General features: G+C 55.3%; 20 protein-coding genes and 3 pseudogenes. 5 read left to right on the forward strand and 18 right to left on the reverse strand.

Features of this window, described 5'->3' with window-relative positions; all coding sequences use genetic code 11:
• Positions 1 to 38: 38 nt before the first annotated feature.
• Positions 39 to 248 (reverse strand): hypothetical protein, encoded by a 210-nt coding sequence (locus NDI86_RS01475; protein WP_310898617.1) that lies wholly within the window; start codon positions 246 to 248, stop codon positions 39 to 41.
• Between the two features lie 201 nt (positions 249 to 449).
• Between NDI86_RS01475 and NDI86_RS01480 the strand changes: the two genes are divergently transcribed.
• From NDI86_RS01480 to NDI86_RS01485, 3 genes and pseudogenes are all read left to right on the forward strand, one after another.
• On the forward strand, positions 450 to 920 hold the full coding sequence (locus NDI86_RS01480; RefSeq protein WP_417936235.1) for a metal-dependent hydrolase: 471 nt from the start codon (positions 450 to 452) through the stop codon (positions 918 to 920).
• A gap of 106 nt (positions 921 to 1026) precedes the next feature.
• Positions 1027 to 1791, forward strand: a pseudogene (locus NDI86_RS22205) (DUF7537 family lipoprotein); the annotation flags it as partial.
• Positions 1771 to 2217, forward strand: a pseudogene (locus NDI86_RS01485) (halocyanin domain-containing protein); the annotation flags it as partial. The pseudogenes NDI86_RS22205 and NDI86_RS01485, both read left to right, overlap by 21 nt.
• Before the next feature lie 45 nt (positions 2218 to 2262).
• Here NDI86_RS01485 and NDI86_RS01490 read toward each other — a convergent pair.
• The 4 genes and pseudogenes from NDI86_RS01490 to rfbB form a co-directional block, all read right to left on the reverse strand.
• Entirely contained in the window at positions 2263 to 2574 is a 312-nt protein-coding gene (locus NDI86_RS01490) for an outer membrane protein assembly factor BamB family protein (RefSeq protein ID WP_310899635.1), read from the reverse strand.
• A gap of 54 nt (positions 2575 to 2628) precedes the next feature.
• Positions 2629 to 2865 (reverse strand): annotated as a pseudogene (locus NDI86_RS01495) (hypothetical protein); the annotation flags it as partial.
• A gap of 80 nt (positions 2866 to 2945) precedes the next feature.
• On the reverse strand, positions 2946 to 3158 hold the full coding sequence (locus NDI86_RS01500; protein ID WP_310898619.1) for a hypothetical protein: 213 nt from the start codon (positions 3156 to 3158) through the stop codon (positions 2946 to 2948).
• A gap of 346 nt (positions 3159 to 3504) precedes the next feature.
• Positions 3505 to 4431 carry a dTDP-glucose 4,6-dehydratase gene (gene rfbB / locus NDI86_RS01505; protein WP_310898620.1) on the reverse strand — a complete coding sequence of 309 codons (927 nt, stop codon included), beginning with the start codon at positions 4429 to 4431 and terminating at the stop codon, positions 3505 to 3507.
• 52 nt (positions 4432 to 4483) lie between these two features.
• Between rfbB and NDI86_RS01510 the strand changes: the two genes are divergently transcribed.
• Complete coding sequence (locus NDI86_RS01510; RefSeq protein WP_310898621.1) at positions 4484 to 5380, forward strand: SDR family oxidoreductase; 897 nt, start codon at positions 4484 to 4486, stop codon at positions 5378 to 5380.
• On the opposite strand, the gene NDI86_RS01515 is transcribed toward NDI86_RS01510, so the two are convergent.
• The 4 genes from NDI86_RS01515 to NDI86_RS01530 all read right to left on the reverse strand — a co-directional run bounded on the left by NDI86_RS01515 (position 5371) and on the right by NDI86_RS01530 (position 9143).
• Positions 5371 to 5550 carry a hypothetical protein gene (locus NDI86_RS01515; RefSeq protein ID WP_310898622.1) on the reverse strand — a complete coding sequence of 60 codons (180 nt, stop codon included), beginning with the start codon at positions 5548 to 5550 and terminating at the stop codon, positions 5371 to 5373. The two genes, NDI86_RS01510 and NDI86_RS01515, sit on opposite strands and share 10 nt — an antisense overlap.
• 2 nt (positions 5551 to 5552) lie before the next feature.
• Complete coding sequence (locus NDI86_RS01520; protein ID WP_310898623.1) at positions 5553 to 6626, reverse strand: glucose-1-phosphate thymidylyltransferase; 1074 nt, start codon at positions 6624 to 6626, stop codon at positions 5553 to 5555.
• Positions 6627 to 6629: 3 nt separating this feature from the next.
• Positions 6630 to 7094 carry a dTDP-4-dehydrorhamnose 3,5-epimerase family protein gene (locus NDI86_RS01525; RefSeq protein WP_310898624.1) on the reverse strand — a complete coding sequence of 155 codons (465 nt, stop codon included), beginning with the start codon at positions 7092 to 7094 and terminating at the stop codon, positions 6630 to 6632.
• Positions 7095 to 7250: 156 nt separating this feature from the next.
• Positions 7251 to 9143: an ArnT family glycosyltransferase gene (locus NDI86_RS01530; protein ID WP_310898625.1), complete on the reverse strand. Its 1893-nt coding sequence runs from the start codon at positions 9141 to 9143 to the stop codon at positions 7251 to 7253.
• A gap of 204 nt (positions 9144 to 9347) precedes the next feature.
• On the opposite strand from NDI86_RS01530, the gene NDI86_RS01535 reads away from it, so the two are divergent.
• A complete protein-coding gene (locus tag NDI86_RS01535) occupies positions 9348 to 9974 on the forward strand; it encodes a nucleotidyltransferase domain-containing protein (RefSeq protein ID WP_310898626.1) in 627 nt (208 codons plus the stop codon).
• Between the two features lie 77 nt (positions 9975 to 10051).
• On the opposite strand, the gene NDI86_RS01540 is transcribed toward NDI86_RS01535, so the two are convergent.
• The 9 genes from NDI86_RS01540 to NDI86_RS01580 all read right to left on the reverse strand — a co-directional run bounded on the left by NDI86_RS01540 (position 10052) and on the right by NDI86_RS01580 (position 19058).
• On the reverse strand, positions 10052 to 11527 hold the full coding sequence (locus NDI86_RS01540; RefSeq protein ID WP_310898627.1) for a sulfatase: 1476 nt from the start codon (positions 11525 to 11527) through the stop codon (positions 10052 to 10054).
• Positions 11528 to 11594: 67 nt separating this feature from the next.
• Entirely contained in the window at positions 11595 to 13049 is a 1455-nt protein-coding gene (locus NDI86_RS01545; protein ID WP_310898628.1) for a flippase, read from the reverse strand.
• Between the two features lie 9 nt (positions 13050 to 13058).
• Positions 13059 to 13712, reverse strand: a complete 654-nt coding sequence (locus NDI86_RS01550) for a nucleoside/nucleotide kinase family protein (protein WP_310898630.1) — start codon at positions 13710 to 13712, stop codon at positions 13059 to 13061.
• Positions 13709 to 14875, reverse strand: coding sequence for a glycosyltransferase family 4 protein (locus NDI86_RS01555; RefSeq protein WP_310898631.1), 1167 nt, complete (start codon positions 14873 to 14875; stop codon positions 13709 to 13711). Before NDI86_RS01555 ends, NDI86_RS01550 begins: the two co-directional genes overlap by 4 nt.
• Positions 14872 to 15981 carry a glycosyltransferase family 4 protein gene (locus NDI86_RS01560; protein ID WP_310898632.1) on the reverse strand — a complete coding sequence of 370 codons (1110 nt, stop codon included), beginning with the start codon at positions 15979 to 15981 and terminating at the stop codon, positions 14872 to 14874. The genes NDI86_RS01555 and NDI86_RS01560 overlap by 4 nt, the downstream gene beginning before the upstream one ends.
• Before the next feature lie 3 nt (positions 15982 to 15984).
• Positions 15985 to 16458 (reverse strand): glycosyltransferase, encoded by a 474-nt coding sequence (locus NDI86_RS01565; RefSeq protein ID WP_310898633.1) that lies wholly within the window; start codon positions 16456 to 16458, stop codon positions 15985 to 15987.
• Positions 16455 to 16886, reverse strand: coding sequence for a PssD/Cps14F family polysaccharide biosynthesis glycosyltransferase (gene pssD, locus NDI86_RS01570; RefSeq protein ID WP_310898635.1), 432 nt, complete (start codon positions 16884 to 16886; stop codon positions 16455 to 16457). The genes NDI86_RS01565 and pssD overlap by 4 nt, the downstream gene beginning before the upstream one ends.
• 8 nt (positions 16887 to 16894) lie before the next feature.
• Positions 16895 to 17908 carry a glycosyltransferase family 2 protein gene (locus NDI86_RS01575; RefSeq protein WP_310898636.1) on the reverse strand — a complete coding sequence of 338 codons (1014 nt, stop codon included), beginning with the start codon at positions 17906 to 17908 and terminating at the stop codon, positions 16895 to 16897.
• A 160-nt stretch (positions 17909 to 18068) separates the two neighbouring features.
• Positions 18069 to 19058 carry a glycosyltransferase family 2 protein gene (locus tag NDI86_RS01580; protein ID WP_310898637.1) on the reverse strand — a complete coding sequence of 330 codons (990 nt, stop codon included), beginning with the start codon at positions 19056 to 19058 and terminating at the stop codon, positions 18069 to 18071.
• Positions 19059 to 19079: the final 21 nt, after the last annotated feature.

The following is a 19079-nucleotide window of genomic DNA, read 5'->3' on the forward strand; positions in this document are numbered from 1 at the left end:
CACGGCTGCGTACTCGTTCAACTGGCGACGACCCGACGCTAGTCCAGATACCCCATCGCCGCGAGCCTGTCACGGAGTTCCGCCTCATCTACGTCGTCGACTGCCTCGGCGAGGTCCTCGTGCCGGTCCCGCGCCACCTCCACGAGCTGGCGTGCGCTGTTTAGCTGATAGTGGAGCTGTTCGTCGTCAGTCTCGGCGACCACCCCTTCGAGTATCTCGTCGATGGTCTCGAACGCCCTCTCACCCATGTCTTTTCTCTTCATCTCACCGATAATAATATATTCGGTACCATGGTCGGTTTTTGGTAGATTCACGGCGTATCTTTGACGATGGTCGACCTGTCTGCGGACTGCTCGGTCGAGAGCAGGTGTCTTTTCACCGCCGCATCACGTGCATTCGTGTAGATGCGACCGCTTGAGCACTTTCTCTTCGCTGCTGTTCCCCTCTCTGTGTACACGTTCGTTCGCTTCCGGCGGCTTCCACGGGGGCACACACTCCTGCTCGTCCTGGTGGCGACGCAACTTCCCGACCTCGTTGATAAGCCCCTGGCCTGGACGTTCGGTGTGCTCCCGAGCGGGCGCATGTTCGCCCACTCGCTGGTAATTTCGGTACCCGTGCTGTCGGTGGGCTGTGTGCTGGCTGTTCGCCGTGGATGGGGGCGACCGGCTGTGGTGTTCACGCTGGCCTATCTCTCGCACATCGCGGGGGATTTCTATCCCATGCTCTGGCTCGGGACAGAGTATTACTTCTTCCCGAACCTGTTCTGGCCGCTGTTGCCAGCGAATCCGGACCTTCGGCCGTCGTTCAGTGCGCACTTCTCCGGTGACTTCTCCTCGTTGCTGCTCCCGTTTAGTGTCTTTCTGGTCATCGTCGGGTACATCGCGCTGGATATCGTTCGACGACCCCCCACGGTCGAGTAATCGGCACACGCTGTTAGTCAGCTAACAAGCAGGCAACGCAGGTTGGTTCGTCTCAACTTCTGCTCTCTCCCCTAGCTTTGTTACCTGTCTTGCAAATGCGAGTATAATGGACTCCGTTCGACGACGGTTCCTCTCGCTCTGTGGAGTCGTCGGTGCCGGTACGCTTGCTGGATGTATTGCCGATGATGGTGCGGCCCCCGAAGACGAGACGACAACCGAGGCGGTCTCGCCGACGGCGACCGCTGCGATGAATCTGCCCGCAGGCACGAGTGCCGACGGCATCGACGACGCCGACGCGCTACTAACGGCGACCGACACAGCACTGACAGAAAACGACTACCACCTCGTCCAGCGCCAGGCTTCGACCGGGTCGGGGGGTATAGACGTGACACAGCGGACGCGAAGCAGTCTCGACGACGAGCGACAGTTGTTCGTCTTCGATGCGAGTGCGGAGACGAACCGGGTGTACGTCGCCGACGGCGTTCGCTATATGAGGTCCACTAGCGGCGGTGAAACGACCTACGGGTCCACCGAGACCCGTAGGTCGTTCGCCGAACTCCACGCGCCAGAACTGGGACTCACAGGGCCGGAAAGCCTCGGTGGTTTCTTCGAGTTTGGCTCTTACAGCCCCGTCGAAACAGTCACTCGCGACGGGCGCTCGCTCGTTCGCTTCGCACTGGAGTCGGCATCACTCGGGGAGGGGAGTTCGTCGGCGGTGACCGCGGCCAGCGGCGAACTGTTCGTCTCGATGGACAGCATCGTCTTCGACGCGACGCTATCGCTGACTGCTGAAAGAGAGGGTGGGTCGTTCACCCTGGAAAAGGCGTTCACCATCGAGGAACTCGGTGACGTGACGGTCCAAGCCCCGTCCTGGGTTGCTGACGTGCCAGAATCGGGGACGGCCAGTAGCGGTGGTGGCAATCGTCCATCGCCCGACTTCGGCGACTGGTTCGCAGGGGTCGAGAACTTCGACGGCGTCGAACGGCGTACCGGGCAGACCGAGGTGACTGTGACAGTCGGGGCAGAGGCCAACGGAGGTCCCTATGGTTTCGCTCCCCCCGCTGTCCACGTCGACAACGGCGCGACGGTCCAGTTCGAGTGGACCGGCGACGGTGGGGCTCATAACATCGTCTCGGCCGAGTCAGGGCCGCTCGACTCCGGGAGTGTAGTGGACAGTGGCGGAGTCAACTATCAGTACACGTTCGAGGAGGACGGCATTTACAAATACGTCTGTGAACCACACGAGGCGCTTGCGATGAAAGGTGCCATCGTCGTCGGGGACGACTATCCGACGAAGTGAGGCCGGTTCGGGGAGGACTCACGTCGGCGCTGGCGCCGTCGTTCACTTCTCTATGAGTGCATGCACCGTCCCGGTTTCTGTCCCGGCACAGACCGTCCCGTCGTCGACGGCTGGTCGGGACTGCACGCCACCGGCTGTCTCGAACGTCCACCGTTTCTCGCCGTCCTCGATACCGAGTGACCGTACCTGCTCGTCCGCCGTCGCTGCGTAGACTGTCCCGCGCGTTACCATCCCGGCAAGTGGTGCTGTGACATTCGCTGACGATTCGACTGCCCACTTTTCCGCAGCGCCTGAGCCAAGCTTGTAGACTCCCCCACCGTCTCCCGCGATATAGACATAGCCATCCATAACCATCGGCGGGAACGCTGCTAAGTCCACCTCGGAACGCACTGTTGATTCGCCACGCTGTGTATCCACGGCAATGAGTTGTGAGCCAGCGTTCTCAGTGTAGACGACTCCCTCCTCAACTGCTGGCGAGAGCACTGCATCTCCCTGTGTGTCGAAGGTCCACTGTACGTCTCCAGTGGTAGTCTCGACGGGCATATTCTCGGATGGGGGCTCGGTTCGGCTGCCGTAGATAGAGGAAGTCGTCGCGTAGACGACGGTGGCGCAACTGTCCTGTCGACCCCGGTCGACGGTGTTGACGATATCCTATGTCAGAGCCTCGTTGCTTGAGTCCAGTAGCTCTACTGCACGTCTGAAGTGGTCGATAACACAATGCCAGTTCAGCTATCAAACGCTTTCCGCAGATAACAGAAGGTACAGCAACTCTCCGGGCGGTCGTAGTAACAGCCACTGGCGTACGCTGGATAGTGTTGCTTGCCGTCTGGCCCCTCCTCGCCCGGCATCTCGACGGCCAGGTACCGATTACTAAGACGGCTCAGACCCGCTGAGAGGGCTGATCTGTCGGCATATCTATCGTGACTCTCGACTGCCATACTGACACATCATGCTGCGGGATTAGTATAGCTGGGGGCCCAGTTATCACATATGATTCTTAGATGGGTCGAGACGCTCTCGTCACAGAGTCATTCTGTGGCGATCCATTCCCAGAGATATCGGCTCAGACTAACGGTTTATTCAAACTATAGTTGCCTACCGGCCTAAGAGGGAGGAAACCTTGTCACCGGCACGGCTCTGGTTTGAACAAACTGCTCCATCTTGTGTTTCGTATCGCCGTAGTGTCTCGATACTTCGTAACTTTCAGGATGTCGAGAGCGAACGACTCACTATTCGACATCAGTCTGAGACGCGGGTTCGGAGTCAGATGGCATCCGAACCTCATCAGTTAAGATAATACTCGACAGTCTGCTCAAGCCCCTCTTCGAACGAATACTCGGGTTCCCAACCGAGCTCAACTATCTTTTCGACTTCGAGGGCGTAGCGCTGATCGTGCCCCGCTCGATCGTCCACGAATTCGACGAGGTCCTCTGACGCGCCGACAGCGTCGAGAATCGCCTCCGTTACTTCGAGATTCGTCTTCTCCGCGTGGCTGCCGATATTGTAGACTTCGCCGACCTCTCCCTCCCGAAGCACGAGGTCGAGCGCCCGACAGTTGTCCTCGACGTAGATCCACTCACGGACGTTCGACCCATCCCCGTACACCGGCAAGGCCTCGCCAGCAGCGGCGTTCCGGATGAACTTCGGGATGAGCTTCTCGGGGTGCTGTCTGGGGCCGAAGTTGTTGCAGGTGCGCGTAATCAGGACGGGCAGGCCGTGGGTCGTGTAGTAGCTCTGGGCGAGATGGTCTGCCCCGGCTTTCGTCGCCGAGTACGGGTTACGTGGGTTGAGCAAATCGTCTTCGCCAAACTTTCCGTCGAGAACCTGGCCGTAGACCTCGTCGGTCGATATCTGGAGGAACCGCTCGATATCCGCATCTATGGCAGCGTCGAGCAGCGTCTGTGTCCCCTGCACGTTGGTCGAGACGAACGGCTTCGCCCCTTCAATCGACCGGTCGACGTGTGACTCCGCGGCAAAGTTGACGATTGCGTCGACATCAGCGACGAGATTGGTGACGAGTTCCTGGTCGCGGATATCGCCTTCGACGAACTCGTGACGCGGGTCGTCGAGTACGCCTTTCAGATTATCCCTCGAACCTGCGTAAGTCAACGCATCGAGTGTCACGACTTCGCAATCTTCGTACGCGTCGAGGACGTAATGAATAAAGTTCGATCCGATGAAACCCGCACCGCCCGTGACGAGAATACGCATGCGCTAGGCTCGTTTGCGGCACCTATTTACCTTACTGTTAGAACAACTGCATATGAACCTCCTCGTCGTTGGTGCGAACGGTATCCTCGGGAGTAACGTCCTGCAGGCGGGCCACGAGCGCGGGTGGGACGTCAGCGGCACCTACCACTCGACACGGCCTGCGTTCGACGTCCCACTCGCGCAGTTCGACCTCGAGGCGGCCGGTGCCTTCGACGACATCCTCGCCGAACACGAGCCGGACGTGGTGATTAACTGCGCCGCGATGACGGACGTCGACGATTGTGAGCGGAACCCTGATCGGGCGCACCTGCTCAACGGAGACGCCCCCGGGAAGCTGGCCTTTCACTGTGAATCCGCAGGCGTCGAGTTCGTCCATATTTCTACAGACTACGTCTTCGACGGGAGTGCGGACGAACCCTACGTGGAGTCCGCTGACCCAAATCCCGTTCAGACCTACGGCGAGTCGAAACTGGCGGGCGAACGGGCTGTCCGCGCCAACGTGACGGACCCACTGGTCGCTCGCCTCTCGTTCGTCTGGGGCATCCACCGGAGCAGCGGCGACCTCACCGGCTTCCCGGCGTGGGTACGCGGACAGCTCCAGTCTGGCGACGACGTGCCGCTGTTCACCGATCAGTGGGTGACGCCGACGCGAGCCGGGCAGGCCGCCGTCACGCTACTCGACCTGGTCGAGCAGGAGGCGAGCGGGACCTTCCACATCGCCGCCCCGTCGTGTGTGATGCCCTTCGAGTTCGGCGCAGTCCTCGCTGATGCCATCGACGAGAGCCAGACTCGGCTCGTCGAAGGGTCGACAGATGATGTCGAGCGGGAAGCGACGCGTCCCACGTACAGTTGCCTCGCCGTGGAAAAAGTCGAGTCGGCGCTCGGTCGCCCACAGCCGACGGTGCGTGACGACGTCGCTGCCGTCGTGGACGCGTTCCGTTACATCTGATAGCGCTCTCGGTGGTCCAGGAAATGCTCACGCGCGTCCGCGGAGAGGTCCTTGAACCGCAGGACTTCCTGACACGCTAACCCCGGACACTTCATCACCCGGTTCGATTCGAGTTCGTTCGCGGCGACGACGGTCCCACAGGCCGGACAGGTGTGCGTGATGATGCGCATTGTTAGAGCTTGAGTTGGGAGTTCTCTCCGACGACAAGTCGGCGACCCTCCGGCAGGAGCTCGTCTGCACTCTCGACGTTCGCGCTCCGTCCGAGCAGACTATCGACGATTCGTCCCGAGGCGGTGATGGTAGAGTCCCCGATGACGACACTGTTCTCGATGTGGACGTTCTCCAGCGTGGAGTGGGCTCCGATAGAGGTGTACGGCCCGACGTACGTGCCACTCTTGATCGTCGTCTCCTCCCCGATAGAGACCGGCCCCCGAACGACGGCACCGTCTTCGATCGTCGAGGAGGCTGCCAGTTCGACGCGGCCGTTAATCTCCGCGCCGTCCTCGACGGACCCCGCCGTCTCGAGGTCGCGGTCTTCGAGGACGAGTCGGTTCGCGTGGAGAATGTCCTCCGGTTTCCCGGTGTCTTTCCACCAGCCCGTGACGACGTGGGAGTCGATTTCGCGGCCGCCTTCGAGCAGGTGCTGAATCGCGTCGGTAATTTCGAGTTCCCCTCGCCAGGACGGCTCGAGGTCGTCGATGGCGTCGAACACCGCCGGCGAGAAGACGTACATCCCGATGAGGGCGAGGTCCGTCGGCGGGTCGTCGGGCTTCTCGATGAGTTCGGTGACGTTGCCAGCGTCGTCGACGTCCACGATACCGAACGCCTGCGGGTCGTCGACCTCCTGCAGTGCGATGCCGGCCCCGTAGTCGCCCGCCTCGAAGCTCTCGACGAGGTTGGTGACGCCTGACTTGAGGATGTTGTCGCCGAGATACATCACGAAGTCGTCGTCGCCGACGAAGTCCCTCGCACACCCGGCGGCGTGTGCTAGTCCTAGCGGATTGCCCTGTACGATGTACGTGATGTCGACGCCGTACTCGGAGCCGTCGCCGAGCAGTTCCTGTATCGCTTCGCGGCCCTTGTTCCCGAGGACGACACCGATTTCAGTGATGCCGGCCGCTTTCAGGTCCTCGATCGCGTACTCGAGGACGGGCTTGTTCGCGACCGGGACGAGCTGCTTCGGACCGGTGTGGGTTATCGGCCGCAGCCGCGAGCCGGTGCCGCCGGAGAGAAGTACTCCTTTCATGATTCACCCGTCGACGCTCTCGTTCCAGTCCAGTGGAATGCGGTCGGTGTGTGGGGGCAGTCGTTCCTCGTCCGGGTCCTCGTAGTCGTAGAGATTGGTCGGGAAGTTCACGAGGAAGGCCGGTTCGTCGCCGATGGCCTTGAACCCGTGCCAGCAGTCGCCCGGAATCCGGACGACCTGCTGGCTGTGCTCGCCGATGACGAACGTGTCCAGCTCGCCTTCCGTCGGCGAGTCCTCGCGCTCGTCGTAGACCCCGACCTTGATGCGCCCCGATGGACAGACGAAGTGGTCGACCTGACCGCGGTTGTGTTTGTGCCACGCCCGGACGACGCCCGGGTACGTCATCGAGTAGTACGACATCGACGGTTCCGGGTCGTAGGTGTCCCAGTCCTCTCGGAACATCTCGACCAGATGGCCGCGCTCGTCCGCGTTTACCTGGAGTTCGCGGACTTCGACGCCCTGTATCATAACTCGACGTGTTAGCTGAAATGTCATAATTCTACTGCAATAATACTGGAAAACCGATCTACTGACGCCTATTGGAGAAAGTTGCGCAATAACTCTGACATTCAGTAGAAAGACTGATTACAGGCTTGTGAAACAGTAGAATCATTCGCAAGTTTGTTATTGTGACACATAAATGATTCTGACACCTTTATTGGCGTATATTTTGTGTCCATTGGGCTTAGGGATGGGGCCCTTAACAGTCCAATAACCCACTTCTGCATCTATTCGGTATTTAGCTTTAAATGTGTTTGAGTATGGTCGATAAACAGCTAAATATGGTGTCTTATGTGAGCTAGAGCCTCCATATTCCGAGTATCTATATACTTTTGACTTTGCATTATAATGACGATCGAGCAACTGCCAAGTGTTGAAATCTGCCAGAACATGTGGCCCTTGATGTTTTGCCACGAACTGCATCCCCGCGTGTTCATCATCTTTTACCGTTAGTCGCTCGGCTCCTGGTGAGTCAATTATTGGCCCATCTTGTCCACCTCGATAGTTACCCCCTGCAAGCATCGCAGTTGACGACACCAGAACCAAGATAATGATACCAGAGATTATCTGAGAGTCTCTAAAGAAATCAAGATTTAGACTTGAAAGATACACTCCGGCGAGAATTGTAACTGGTACATATATAAACGCAAACCAACGGTGAGGTTGGAGCAAAGAGAAGCCAACCAGTGGGCCCGCGAATGCAAATACAGAAAAAATACCAAAGATTCCAGCTAACGACAGTGTGATTGATTTATTTCCATCTTCTCGAAATCTAATCGAAATTAAGCCCGCTACTGCCATTGCAATCAGGATGCCAGTCGGAGCAATTTGGATTGGGTCAAGTGCATTTGCACCCGGAACGATATAATGCTCCGACTCAGGGAGCACAGTATTCCTATTACCGGTTGATTGAAGCTTGAATATCGAAATTTGTATAATAGATTGAAAAAAACTCGTTTGTCCCTCGTTCCCAGATTGGTACACTGTCAGTATCCAACTTGACATAACTGCAACAGTCGCGATGAGTGGGTACAAAAGTACGCTTCGTAACTTCTGAGGAGATATAATATAATATGTCCCACAAATTAGAATTGTTGCTAAAAGCAACAGGAAAGGTACAAAATGGCCTGTTAATACTGACCCGAGCATAGCTGCTACAAAAACGCAATAATGACGTATGTCTCTGGTTGTTATGTACCTATACAAGCCGATCAGGAGAATTGAAAAGAATCCAAAAGATAGAGACAGTGGCCTGGGTCGCATTGCGAAATAAATAGCATAATCTGACAGCAGGAACAAGATAGCGGCTAGGGCACCTGCCCTCAAATTCCAGCAATTTTGACAAATGGTGAAAATAATGGCTACTGGAATTATTACTGCTACTATTGTGGCGATTACAAACCCAGCATTCCGTATTGTTGTGCCTCCAATTTGAACACTTATTGAACCCAAAAGGTGATAAAATGGAGTTGCAAAATATTTTGATTCTGCCATTTGGAGTGGTTGTGTTGAGCCTACTTCTGCTATTCTAGAGGCCATCTGCTGATGGAACAACGTATCTAAACCAAACTGAGTCGCACTTGAGTAGTATATCATTGCTCTCTGGAGAACTCCGATAGATAAGCCTGAATATAGTGCGATATAGGGACGCATACTTGCTAATAGAGCGGCTGCACCGTACAATCCTGCTATGAGAATATGGACTTCAGATGTCCTCTGATATTGGGAATTTATAAAAAGAAATATTACGAGACCAAATCCAATGATGATCACCGAAAGTAATAGGCGTGTCTGAATATACGAATTTGTATTAATAACCCGGTCGCCAGAAGAAAAACGGAATATAACCACTCCAACAATTAGCGCAGGTGGTACCACTAGAGTATATGAATTAGTATATGTTGTAGCAACTCCGATTCCAACAAGTCCGGATATCAAAAAAAGCGCTAGCAGGATCCAAGGACTGGAAATTAATTTTTGAGCTTTCTCTCGCAAACTATTGTTGGCAATTTCCATGTGAAAGCTTTCAAATTATAATCACGATGGTTTTCGTTGTTGCTTGATTCTCCAGTTTTAAGACTAAATGGCTTCTCAGTTCCGTCAGTGAGCTCTCATGTGATATATTGAACAGGAGTGATATAAGCGATTCGTATCCGGATTACTCTTAAAATCTTCGTTTGGTAAAATATATCTTTCTTCGTCACTGATTATAGACAACTGATGAGTACCATACACAACTTTTTTGACCACATTAACAAGAATGATGATATATCTACTTGGATTAGGTTCCCCGTCTTATTTTCTACAGCAGTTATATTTCAGGGTCTCATATATATGGATAATTCTGAACGGATCCTGAAACTCACTTTTACGATTGGAGGGACATTTGCTCTATCCCGAATCTTCTCCAAAAATAACGATGGAATTGTTAAATTCGCTGTTTTATCTCACTTATTAAACTTTCTATTCAACGGACAACCTTGGGCCCTATTAAAAAAATTCGACCTCATAGAGACTTCAAATGAAACTTTTGATTACTGGGGAAGAAAGTTAAAAAAGACAGGTCAAAAGCACTCCTCAATCGCAGCCGTAGCTATCTACGGGAGTCAGGTCCGCGGAGAGCGGAGTCCGACGTCTGATCTAGACGTTCGAGTAATCAGCTATCCAGGATTCAAAAATGGATTAGCTGCGTCGATAGTAGTAGCTTCGTTACGTGCGAGGGCGGCTCTGTCCATGTTCCCGCTGGATATCTATGTGTTGGATGACACCGATTCCTTGGACCGATTGAGAGAAGATGAAGACCCGCAGGTGCTCGTTGATAAAGAAAACTGGCTCAATTCTGAGTAGTTCGAATTAGGGTGACACACCAATGAGACTGTTAGCTAAACTGTCGATGCGGACACTGAGTTGAGTCCAGAGGCCAATCAAATGTATCCCAAGTCCGAGAGTCTATCTTCGGTGGATTCACTCAAGTCGGCATCTGCTGTGTCCGGTGAGCGGACCAGCGGTGGCAAATTCTCCATTAAAGAGCGAAGCTCTTGACGCGCCGATTCGTCCTCCAATGGTTTCCTTCCTCCAGAAAATTCAAAAAACCACTCGTCGTCATCACTGGACTCGATGAATTTTGATTCAGGGGTGCGTATGCTCCGTAATGCTCTGTCGAATCTCGACATGTCCGTCTGAACATCACTGACACGCGCTCGCAAATCCTCGATCTGTGGTTGTGGTTCCAAGTATTCGCTGACAGCGTACTCCCGACCGGCCTCAAGCGCTGTACTGAGGCCCTTCCTAGACACCGAATCTGGTTCTTGGCTCTGCCATTTCTTTCCGACACTGGCATTGAGGATTGTAGGATAGATATCCCGCAGTTCAACGAGTGACGACACAGTTTCATTCTCCGGAAACCGCTCGGGATAACGAACTAGCAGTGGCACCTGGATGAGATACTCTGAGAGAGAGTATTGATGATCCATGAATTCGTTTTCGCCGATATGTTCACCGTGATCGCCGGCGATAATCACCATCGTTTCGTCCAAGCTGGATTCGTTCTCTAGTGTGTCGAGTACCTCTCCGATTTTCGCGTCCAGATATCGTATCTCAGAGCGGTAGAGCTCTCGGAGGATGTCGAAATCTTGGTCATCCATCTGGACCGCTTCGGCTACGTATTCCCAGGGGTCTTGGTTTACTGAAAGGACCTCAGATTCTTCGTATTTTTGGAGCTCCTCAGTATAATACTCATCCGGCGGATGATACGGGAGGTGGGGCTCCATATAGTTGGCAAAAATAAAGAACGGTGCGGAACCCGAGTTCTGTATCTTCTGTTTCAGTATCTTCGTCGTGCGTTTTGCGCCATCATCATAGCGACTAGTCTGGGATAGATATATTCCGTAGAGGAGATTTCCGAGGGTGAATGGAGCGTTACTATCTAGTTTCTCGAAAAGCGTCCGAAATTTATCTCGAACGGACCCCCCATCGAGTATTTCCGTCAAATTGTATCCCCGCGGAGACAGTGTCCATGGAAGGTAGAATTCGTCGAATCCATCGTCAAACCCTAGCTCTGGGGTTATCCAGAAATTGTTAGAATAGCCGACTGTCTCGTACCCTGAATCCTGCAATACTTTCGCTAGAGGCCTCCCTGAGGGCGAAAATTCCTTGTTCTTGATATAGGTCAGATGGGAGGATGGCTGCTCGCCTGAGAATATTGAACTGTGGGAGGGGAGTGTCCAGGGGGCGTTCGAGATTGCCTTCTCGAAAAGCACTCCTTCGTCAGCGATCCGCCTAAGAGACGGAAACTGGCCAGCACGAATCCCGGACTGGACAACATCCAACCGAGCCGTATCCATTATAAGTAATAAGACATTGGGTCTCTCCATGCTCTTGTCTGAAATCTTCTGTTTCATAACATCATCACCTTTGAGCCAAGCGCTTTGCACATGTTCACTCCCACTCGTGTAATTATTAGCACTTTTAAGCCCCAACTGACTCTATCAGCGATTTGTCTTCGGAATCTAATCCGAACTGGTGCATCATCAATATGAACACAACAAGGCCAACTAAGCCTGCGGGAAGGAATAGGACCATTTTTGAGACACTGACTAAGGTTGTGGCATACATAATGACTCCAGAAGTCATAATAGCGACTGTTCCCTTCCAGTAATTTTTAAACTGCGGGAATATTTCGAGGAGGATTCGGACTTCTACCAAACGAAGTAGGTTCAGAGTGACAAGTGAGACGCCTGTAGCAACTGCCGCTCCCAGTGACCCGTACGATTGGATTAGCACGAAATTCAGTACGATATTCATCACACAAGCGGCAGACGTATTCCACATTTCGACTCTTTCGTGGCCAGTCATCATTAGCAGAAAGCTAGACGGCCCCACAGCAGATGAGAGCACGAAAGCCCCACCGATAAGCAAGAGGATCGATGACCCCGAGCTAAATTCGTTCCCAAAGATACCGAGGATCGTATCTGTGTAGAAAATAACGAACAGAAAGGCTAGCAGCGAAAGATATGACACCCATTTCGTAAGAGCAGAAAATACTGTCTGAAGCTGCTCTTTTTCACCACTATCATATAGATTTGACGCAACTGATGGAAATATACTTCCAACTGCCACCATGAGAAACCCAAGAATTGTTGCAGTTTGGTAGGCTGCCTGATAAACACCGACAATATTTGCTGACTCAAATACGCTGAGCATCAGGATATCTGTCCACGTAATTAGGTACTGAGCTACAGCCGCAAGGGTTAGGGGGAGCGAGTAAGTGAACACCTTCTTTACTGGAAGTTGTGGTTTCCATATACCGTCGAAGCCGCCCTGCCGAGTTATAAAATAAACCCCCAATACGGCCGATATCGCCATGGACGCAACATATGCTATTATGACGCTTTCAATTGTTCCGATAAATACGGCAGCGAGGAATACTAACGTAATAGCCGATCCACTCTGGCCAAAGTCTTTGATATAAACCGAGTACTTCGTCGTGAGAAATCCTGTGGTTGCTGCTCGACTTACCGTCATCAGTGTCTTTAGCGGAATTCCGATGAGAAACAGTAACATCGCACCCGTGAACGCTTTTGATGTATACTGAGTAATAAACCCTGACCCAAAATAAATTGAGACACTGGCGAGAGTACCAATAATAAAGCTACCGCCGAGACAGATGACTAAGACCCCCGCCAGCATCTGCTTATCGTCTGAATACACCGGGACAAATTTGCGAGCTGCCTTATCTAGGCCGACTTTGGACATCGTCGTTGAGAGACTCATCACGACAAGCCCAAAGCTGAACAAACCAAGAGCTGCCGGGCCGAGCGTCCTGGCAATACCAATATAAACTAGGTACTCAAACCCTCGTCCTAAAATACCACCGACAAAGCTGATGGAAATCAACCCAAAGAGGTTCTTTTCGAGATTCATTCTCAAATTCTAATAATCTGGCTTGGCCAGTTTCTGTATTTTTTTCTGGATATCCTCAGGTGAGTTCGCTGCGTCGAGAACCGGCAACTCCAGATAGTTCGCTAATTCATTATACCGGTCAATTTTCTCTTGAATAGTTTTGTCTGCACGGACATCGTCACGCCGGTTTCGCAATACTTCAGCGTCGGCATTGAGAACGATGGTTGTTGTCTTCGATGGGATAAGTTTGAGGAACAAACGTCCAGTAAAAGACGTATGAAGTGACTTCCTTCCTGTTGAAATCATTAGCCCAACGAGTGTGTCGTGAATAAACCGATCACAGATAAGTACTTGATCTGATGATTCCAGCGGCCAGAGGATCTTACTGACATACATAATCAGGGTATCTAAAAAAAGTGTGATTGGATAAATATACGACAGAACTCGTGACTGCCAGAAGTAGTGATAGCCGACTTTCCGACCGCTCTCCAACTCTTCCATCTCGCTGAGTCCCAGCAGACGGGCGATACCCAACAGCGGCAACGAAAGCATGTGGTTGAAGCGAAGCCACTGGTACTTGCAGTCGTGTCCCCGCGACTCCAACTCCTCCTGTAACAGCTCTGCCTGCGTCGATTTCCCGGCCCCGTCCGGCCCCACGATACAGATCAGTCGACTCTCGCTCATACTACCGCCTCCAGTATCGACACGAAATCGTCCCGTGCCTCGTCCCAGGTCGGATGGTCACTTATTCGTTCTCGATTCCGCCGGCCAACCTCGTCTGCGTCCGCCAGTCGCGCCTCCAGCGTCGCCGCCAGCGAGTCGACGTCGTTGGGCTCGACGATCTGGGACCGGTCGCCGACGAGCTCCGGCAGCCCGTCGGTCCGAGTCGTCACGACTGGCCGCCCGACGGCCATCGTCTCGAGGATGCTGATCGGTATGCCCGAGATGACGATTTTGTAGGGCAGCGCCACCACGTCGCTCGCCCGGAGGTGCGCTTTCACGCCCTCCGGGGTGAGGTTCTTCGGCAGGAGCACGAACGAGTCACGCACGCCGAGGTCCGACGCGAGTTCCGTCAGGTACTGCTCTTCCTCGCTCAGCCCGCCGCCGTCCTGGCGGGCGAGGACGACCAGTGTCGCGTCGGTCGACGCGACGACCTTCGCGAAGGCCTTCACCAGCGTGTCCGTCCCGCGCAGCGTCAGTGGCGAGGTGAAGTAGAGGACGATGGGGTCGCCGTCCGGGGCTAGCTCCGCTCGCACCTCCTCGACGGCGCTCTCGGGCGGGAGTTCGCGGTCGAACGGGTCCAACCCGGCCCTGACGACGTCTATCGGCGTCGTCGTCCCGGTCTCGGCGAGTGCGTCGCCGGTGCTCCGGGTCAGCGTGACGAGGCGGTCGTACTGGTCCAGATGACGGCGAGCCACGGCGTCCGGTGTCAGAGCACCGACGAGGTGGCCCAGCAGATACGACGAGTGCCCGAGGAGTTCCCGAGTACCGACCTTCGCCACGTCCCGGAGCCGGTACAGCGGACTGGTCATCACACCGACCGTCGGTGCGTCGACGGCCGCCGACAGCGTGTTCGGTCGGAACAGGCTCGACGGTCCGAGCACCGTCGCGACCACGTCGGGGGCTTCCCGACGCACGGCCTCGACGAGCGTCGTCGAGGGGCCGGTCACCGAGCCGAGTGTGTCGACGGTGCGGACAGCTACCCCGTCGACATCGGCCTCAGTGTCGGTGACGACGACGGGCTCTACATCCCCACCGAGCCCGCGCGTGAGTTCCGCCACGTACCGCCAGGGCTGTTTGCGGAGCTTGTTCGACTCGAACTCGAAGCAGACGAATACCAGTTTCATACGTTCAGACTCGCCTCGTAGAGCCCCAGATAGCGGTTGGCCACCGCGTCCCAGGTGTACTCCCGCTCGACTGTCGTCCGACCGTGCGCCGCGAGTCGGTCCCGAGATTCGGGGTCGCGGAGCAGCGCGAGTATCGCATCCTGCATCTCCTCGGGCGCCCGCGGTGGCACAAGCACGCCGTTCTCCCCGTCGTCGATGACGTCCAGTGCCCCGCTGACGGCCGTCGAAACGACGGGCGTCTCCGCCGCCATCGCTTCCAGCAGGACGGTCGGCAGCCCCTCGTAGTGCGAGGGAACGACGAACAGCGTCGCCTGTTGGTAGAGCCGAAGCAGGTCCGCCCGCGGCAGATGGCCGAGAAACGAAATTTCGTCGGCCAGACTGGTCCCGTCGAGCCGGTCTTCCAGCTGGTCGCGGAGCGGACCCTTGCCGACGATTTTCAGCGGGATTCGCCGGTCCTCCGGTAGCCGTTCCCACGCGTCCAGCAGGTCCGCGATCCCCTTCCGGTAGCTCAATCGGCCGACGAACAGGCCGAATCGCTCCTCGCTGTCGTCCACGTCCTCGAACTCCGAGAGGTTCACCCCGTTCCCGACTACGTGCACGTCCGTGAGCCCGAAGTGATCGGCGAGCTCGTCTTTCACCGAGTGGGCGACCGTGGCCAGTTTGGTCGCCGATTCGGCCTGCGCGGCAATCGTCCGTTTGCTGGTGACCCGCGTGACGAACCGGTGTGCGAGCGCACCAGGGTCGAGCGAATCGGTCTGCTTCGCGTCTTCGACGACCGATGTGTGAATCGTCGACACCACCGGCGTCTCGATGTCTACAGCCGGTGTCAGTGGCGTGTGGGTGTGTACGATGTCGGGGTCGAGCCGACGAAGCCGCCGCTGCAGGAAGACCCCGTGCACGTCCACGTGGAACGGGTACGCCGGCACGTACGGTACCCGTCTGATCTGAAGCCCGTCGTGGGTCGTTGCCGTCCCTCTGAGTCCCCCCCTCGTAACGATAGTCACCCGGTGGCCCCGATTTTGAAGTTCCTTCGAGAGATTGTACGTGTAGTAACCGATTCCCTCCTCGGGCGGCATCGGCGTCGACGTGACCATCGCGACGTGCATCGGTCAGTCCACCATCCGGTCGATGTTCGCCGACAGATACGTCGCCAGTTCCCCGGACGACGCGGTCGTCGTCTGCGTGTGTGCCAGCGCGTCGTCGATCGCAGCGTCGAGCTCGTCGGTCGTCTCTGCGACGAAGACGCCATCTCTATCCCTGAGTGCGTCCGTCAGTTCGAGCTGGTGGTCATCGAGGTGTTCGTCGTACTGCTTCCGTCGCGGCATCAACACGAGCGGCTTGCCGTACGAGAGGGCCGTCAAAATGGTTCCTGCCCCGGCGTGCCCGACGACGACCGACGCGTTCCGGTAGTAATCGTTGATCTCCGATTCGGAGACGAAGTCGAACCACTCCATGTTCTCCGGCCGGTACGTCGAGTGCCCGACCTGTGCCACCACGCCGTCGTACTGGTGTGCGAGCTCGTCCAGCCCCGAGAGCAACCGGTCGAACGGTTGGTCGTGCGTGCCGACGGTCCCGAATATCATACGACGCTCCCCTGAAACTCCGCTTTCTCGCCGTACTCGTCGAGCAGTTCCGGCCACTGGACGAAGAGGTGATCGACGAACGGATAGACTAGCTTGCCAGTCGCCGATCGGTTGGTGACGCGACACCAGCTTTCGACGAAGATGGTCGTCGCCCCGAATAGCTGGCCGACGACGAACGCCGGAATCGCGATCTCGGATCCGGTACTCACGACGACATCTGGCCGCTGCGCCCAGAACCACCGGAGTATCTTCCCGAACGCCGTCGCCATCGACACGGGGCTGGTCCCGATGTTCTCCACAGTGTAGGGGTCGATATCGAGTTGACTTGTCCGCTCGCTCTCGTATGTCACATAAAAGAGGTCGTGCCCGGCGAACGCGTCTGCCAGCATGCGGAGTTCCGTGAGATGTCCCCCGTGAGACGAGACCATAGCTATTTTCATACGTTGAGCAGTCGATAATTGAGCCGATACACTGCGTTCGCAAATTTCTTTCCGAATTGGTCGAGCCTGCTGTAGGTGAGTTGATTTTCGGGAATCTCGGCTGCAAGCCGTGATAGTACCGTCTCCGGGTTTTTTTGTACTTTGTTAATCTCCATCGTGAGTCCGTCTCGTATCGCACGTAGCTTGTTCCGTACACCGTCGATTCCGCTGAGTACTGCGTACCCGCTTGTCAAGAGTTCGGTCAGTAACAGCGACGGTAACAGTGCTGCCACCGTCTTCGTGTCGAGGTGTTTTCGGAGTATGTAATACCGCCCTCGCTCGACGTGGTAGATCTTCTCGGCCGGCACTGCGACGTCTTCGAAGTCGTGATATATGACCGCATCCGGAACGTACAGGATATCAATTCCGTTGAGCGCCGCTCGCCACGATAACTCGACATCTTCCATGTAGAGGAAGATTGCTTCATCGAACCCACTTAGTTCCCTGTACAGTTCAGTCCGGAGGGCAAAGCATGCACCGGATATCCCGCTAATATACTGTCCCTCTGAGAGCTCCGTCGGTGGCCGATGGAGGCCCCTGGTAAACCCAAGTCCGGTGAAGTGGTCGACGTTACCACACGTGTTAATGCGGTCTCCTTCGTAGGTGAGAATCTTCGGTGTCGTGATAAGCTGGTTGTCGTCCGTGAGGGGTGCTAACAGCGCTTCGAGGCTGTCCGGTTCTATCTTTGTATCCGGGTTGAGGATAACTGTGTATTCTGTGTCTATTTGGCTGACACCTGTGTTATTGCTAGCACCGTACCCCCCGTTTTCGGCCGGTGTGAGTAACGTTACCTCTGGAAACCCATTGGTGACGATATCTATCGTCCCGTCAGTCGAACCGGCATCGACGACGATAATCTTTGCAGGCTCTTCCGCTATGGCTGTTCGCAGACAGTCTTCGATAAAATCTGCGTGGTTATAGCTGACTATGACTATTGAGGCCTGGGCCGTCACTGTGTCATCTGTGCTCATCGGCTGTTGTCTTTCCCGTGTGACATTTTGCCGTCCCTCTCGTTCAAACATCTGGGCGCTCGCCTTTCATACCCAACTGTATCCGGTCACTGAACAGCCGAAGTGGTGTACCCACCGTCTATCTCGTATCCACGATAGTGGAGGCAGATCTTCCCTGTATCTACCCATCTGTCTTGCTCATCATGTTTGCAATCTGATTCAGTATCAAGCCCGCGAACACCCCGAGTACCCCGAGGATAGTCGAGAATCCGGCTACGAGCGCTTTCGCCGGATAGAACACGCCGGTGTTCTGATAGACCAGCATTCCGTTCATTCCGTAGAAGCCGCCGAACAGCAGCAGCGCTAGTCCCGGCAAGCCAAAGAACAGCAACGGGTGCTTGTCTCGCACCAGTTGCAACATGAACACCACGACTGCCAGCCCGTGGCGAAGTGGATTGTACGTCTGCCCGTCGATGCCCTCGTAGCGGACGTCTATCGGCACCTCCGTGATATCCATCTCTTTCTGGCTGGCGTCGTCGATCATTTCACTCTCCACGCCGATACCGTCGGTCGTAATCGAGAGCTCTTCGATAGCTTCGGACGAGAACGCACGGAACCCACTCTGGGTATCCGTCAACGACGTCCCCGAGGACCCAGTGGTAATCGTATCGAGGGTCTTCTGTCCGAGACGCCGGTAGAACGGCGTCTCAGTCTCGCCAGCATCGAGGTACCGACTGCCGATAACGACTTCTGACTCGTCGGCGAGGACTGGATCAACTACGTCCGGGATATCGGTCGGAAGGTGCTGTCCGTCACCGTCAATCAGAACGACGGCCTCGTGTCCAGTCTCCTCTGCATACTCGAAAATCGTTTGAATGGCGGCTCCTTTTCCCCTGTTCTCTTCGTGTTCGATAACGTTCGCACCCGCTTCGCTCGCGATTTGAGCAGTGGCGTCCGAGCTCCCGTCGTCGACAACGAGTACGTCTTCGACAAACTGTTTCGTCGACAGCACGGTACTGCCGATCGCCGTCGATTCGTTGTAGGCCGGAATAGCGACGAGCGCCCCCGATAGCTTTGTCTTAGCGTGTTCTTCTTCTCCGCGGCTAGTACCGTTGGCTATCGGCTCGCGCTCCAGTTGCCCCCCGGCAGCTTCTTGCCCTACCCGTGTCATGTAAGTTGGTTATGCTAACTA

Source organism: Haloarcula onubensis, from assembly GCF_031624605.1.
In the GTDB taxonomy this organism is placed as follows: Archaea; Halobacteriota; Halobacteria; order Halobacteriales; family Haloarculaceae; genus Haloarcula; species Haloarcula onubensis.

Bases quoted from the DNA above. Each gene is read 5' to 3' on its own strand.
- NDI86_RS01475 (WP_310898617.1), bottom strand. From the start codon at position 248: ATGGGTGAGAGGGCGTTCGAGACCATCGACGAGATACTCGAAGGGGTG.
- NDI86_RS01490 (WP_310899635.1), bottom strand. From the start codon at position 2,574: ATGGTTATGGATGGCTATGTCTATATCGCGGGAGACGGTGGGGGAGTC.
- NDI86_RS01500 (WP_310898619.1), bottom strand. From the start codon at position 3,158: ATGGCAGTCGAGAGTCACGATAGATATGCCGACAGATCAGCCCTCTCA.
- rfbB (WP_310898620.1), bottom strand. From the start codon at position 4,431: ATGCGTATTCTCGTCACGGGCGGTGCGGGTTTCATCGGATCGAACTTT.
- NDI86_RS01510 (WP_310898621.1), top strand. From the start codon at position 4,484: ATGAACCTCCTCGTCGTTGGTGCGAACGGTATCCTCGGGAGTAACGTC.
- NDI86_RS01515 (WP_310898622.1), bottom strand. From the start codon at position 5,550: ATGCGCATCATCACGCACACCTGTCCGGCCTGTGGGACCGTCGTCGCC.
- NDI86_RS01520 (WP_310898623.1), bottom strand. From the start codon at position 6,626: ATGAAAGGAGTACTTCTCTCCGGCGGCACCGGCTCGCGGCTGCGGCCG.
- NDI86_RS01525 (WP_310898624.1), bottom strand. From the start codon at position 7,094: ATGATACAGGGCGTCGAAGTCCGCGAACTCCAGGTAAACGCGGACGAG.
- NDI86_RS01530 (WP_310898625.1), bottom strand. From the start codon at position 9,143: ATGGAAATTGCCAACAATAGTTTGCGAGAGAAAGCTCAAAAATTAATT.
- NDI86_RS01535 (WP_310898626.1), top strand. From the start codon at position 9,348: ATGAGTACCATACACAACTTTTTTGACCACATTAACAAGAATGATGAT.
- NDI86_RS01540 (WP_310898627.1), bottom strand. From the start codon at position 11,527: ATGAAACAGAAGATTTCAGACAAGAGCATGGAGAGACCCAATGTCTTA.
- NDI86_RS01545 (WP_310898628.1), bottom strand. From the start codon at position 13,049: ATGAATCTCGAAAAGAACCTCTTTGGGTTGATTTCCATCAGCTTTGTC.
- NDI86_RS01550 (WP_310898630.1), bottom strand. From the start codon at position 13,712: ATGAGCGAGAGTCGACTGATCTGTATCGTGGGGCCGGACGGGGCCGGG.
- NDI86_RS01555 (WP_310898631.1), bottom strand. From the start codon at position 14,875: ATGAAACTGGTATTCGTCTGCTTCGAGTTCGAGTCGAACAAGCTCCGC.
- NDI86_RS01560 (WP_310898632.1), bottom strand. From the start codon at position 15,981: ATGCACGTCGCGATGGTCACGTCGACGCCGATGCCGCCCGAGGAGGGA.
- NDI86_RS01565 (WP_310898633.1), bottom strand. From the start codon at position 16,458: ATGATATTCGGGACCGTCGGCACGCACGACCAACCGTTCGACCGGTTG.
- pssD (WP_310898635.1), bottom strand. From the start codon at position 16,886: ATGGTCTCGTCTCACGGGGGACATCTCACGGAACTCCGCATGCTGGCA.
- NDI86_RS01575 (WP_310898636.1), bottom strand. From the start codon at position 17,908: ATGAGCACAGATGACACAGTGACGGCCCAGGCCTCAATAGTCATAGTC.
- NDI86_RS01580 (WP_310898637.1), bottom strand. From the start codon at position 19,058: ATGACACGGGTAGGGCAAGAAGCTGCCGGGGGGCAACTGGAGCGCGAG.